We start from the raw sequence: 2122 nt of genomic DNA on the forward strand, positions 1-2122 counted from the left end.
CCCTCGCCCCAGGCGCTCCACGCCATCTCCGAGCCCACCGCGAACGAGCGCCGGACACCGGCCTGGAACCCGCCCCCTGCCAACCGTCCTGTCGACATAAACGCTCCTATGGACTTAATCTGCTCTTTCAATTCTGAGAGAGACGATGCGACCTCTGCTGAAGAGCCTGCTGATCACCGGAACCCTGGTGCTGACCGCGTGCGGTGTCGAAGCCGGGGACGCCTCCACCGCACCAGAGCTGGAAACGGCGGAGCAGGCCATCCTGCCGCAGTGCCGCGTGGGGCAGAACACGCGGATCTACTTCTACAGCGACAGCGCGAAGACGGTGGAGGTCGGTCGGCGGACGTGCGCCTGCGATGGCACCATCACGAACTCCGGCCAGATGACGTCCATCTGGAACTCCTACGCCACGGCCTGCAACTAGCGTCCCGCCGCCCGCACCTGCCGCTCCCACTCCGCCGGCAGGCCGATGTTGAGGAACACCGGGAAGCGCAGCCCGGGGAACGCCGCCTCGATGCGCCCCCGGATGCGCTCCGCCGCCGCGTCGTTGAACAGGCCCTGCGGCTGCTCCGCCGCGACCTCCGCGCTGACGCGCTCCAGGTACTGCCGCTCCTGTGCCAGCAGCCCCGCGTCTCCCGACGGCCCGCGTCCCGGATGCACCGCCTTCGGGTGCAGCGCCTTCAACTCCTCCAGCCGCTCCAGCCACTCAACCGTGCGCCCCAGCTCCAACCAGCTGTGCGCGTCATTCGCCACCAGGTCGCCGGGGAACACGTGGCCGTCGAACTCCACCACCACGTGCGCCTCGCTGCACCCCGCGCCCAGCACGTGCGCCTTCACCGTCACTCCGCCCGCGCTCAGCTCCGTCGTCTGACTTCCGAAGCTGTCCGGCAGGGGCAGCGCCGTCGGGTAGTCCGGCACATACCGCGCCGCGAATGCCCGCGTGCGCTTCTCATGGATGGCCGGGATGGACGCGCGCACCTGATCGCTCGTCACCACGCGGATGCCGCGCTTGCGCAGCACGTCCGTGCCGTTGAACTTGTCCGGGTTGGCGTGCAGCACGATGGCCAGCTCCGCCTTCTTGCCCGTCACCGCCTCCGCCCAGGTGACGAACTCCTCCGCTGCGGACGGCAGGAACTGCGTGTCCACCAGGATGAGCCCCGTGGGGCCCTCAATCCAATACGACGCCGTGCTGAAGCCCCACGGCGACGACACGTAGGTGCCCACGCGCGCGTCCGCGTGGGAGGCCAGCGTCACCTGCGCCCCTTCCAGACGGCGCGAGGACGACGCACAGCCGGCGGACAGAACAGCCAGCAGACCCAGGACAACAGCGAAACGATGCAAGGCGGCCTCCGGAAGAAAGCGCGCCCTGCCTAATCGGCCGCCGTCCCGCTCGCAAGCCGCGTCACCCCGTGGGGCGGTACCCAGGCATGAGGAAGTTGTCGTGGTCCGCGTAGGCCGGCGCTTCCGACTCGCCGGTGAAGACGCGCAGGGCGCAGTACTCCGGATAGGAGGCCTGGATCGTCACCTGGTCCCCCGCCTGGAACACCACTTCTCCATGCGGGTGCAGCGTCTCCTCCGCGCCCCGGATGAGCGACAGCGCCAGCCCGCCGAACCGGTCCCTCACCTGCGACACCGTCAGGCCCGGCAGGCCGTCCCGCACCACGAACAGCGACACCACCATCAGGTGCTTGCCAATGCGGAACGAGTGCACGAGCCGCGGATCCAACGCCGCCAACGCCATCGCGGGCGCCGCCAGCGAGGAGCTGGACAGGGCCTCCGCCTTGAACGTGTCGCGCACCTTCGCGCCCAGGTCGTCGTCGAACAGGCGAATGACCACGCGGATGCCCGGGTTGAGCCGCCGCGCGTCCAACGCGATGTTGAGGTTCGCCAGGTCGTCGTCCGTCGCGCAGACGATGGCGGAGGCCTTCTTCACGTGCGTGCGCGGCAGGCACAGCGGGCTGCGCGTGTCGTCGATGAGCAGCGGCACGTTCTCGTCGCGCAGCGCGGACACGAACGCCGCGTCCTCGCGCTTCTCCACCACCACCACGTCCTTGCCCATCTCCCGCGGGCAAGGACGTGGTGGTGGTGGAGAAGCGCGAGGACGCGGCGTTCGTGTCCGCGC

Annotated in this window: 3 protein-coding genes; 1 reads left to right on the plus strand and 2 read right to left on the minus strand. The window is 69.5% G+C overall.

All coding sequences use genetic code 11. The annotated features are described in order from the left end of the window. Positions 1-145: 145 nt before the first annotated feature. Positions 146-424: a DUF6289 family protein gene (locus D7V97_RS42600; RefSeq protein WP_120616225.1), complete on the plus strand. Its 279-nt coding sequence runs from the start codon at positions 146-148 to the stop codon at positions 422-424. On the opposite strand, the gene D7V97_RS42605 is transcribed toward D7V97_RS42600, so the two are convergent. Beyond that, the gene (locus tag D7V97_RS42605; protein WP_233583605.1) at positions 421-1254 is read right to left on the minus strand and encodes an MBL fold metallo-hydrolase; all 834 of its coding nucleotides are present in this window, start codon (positions 1252-1254) and stop codon (positions 421-423) included. The genes D7V97_RS42600 and D7V97_RS42605 overlap by 4 nt on opposite strands. A 148-nt stretch (positions 1255-1402) precedes the next feature. Further along, on the minus strand, positions 1403-2122 hold a 720-nt coding region (locus D7V97_RS42610), incomplete at its 5' end, for an NAD-binding protein (RefSeq protein ID WP_199729203.1).

This window comes from Corallococcus sp. CA053C (assembly GCF_003611675.1).
In the GTDB taxonomy this organism is placed as follows: Bacteria; Myxococcota; Myxococcia; order Myxococcales; family Myxococcaceae; genus Corallococcus.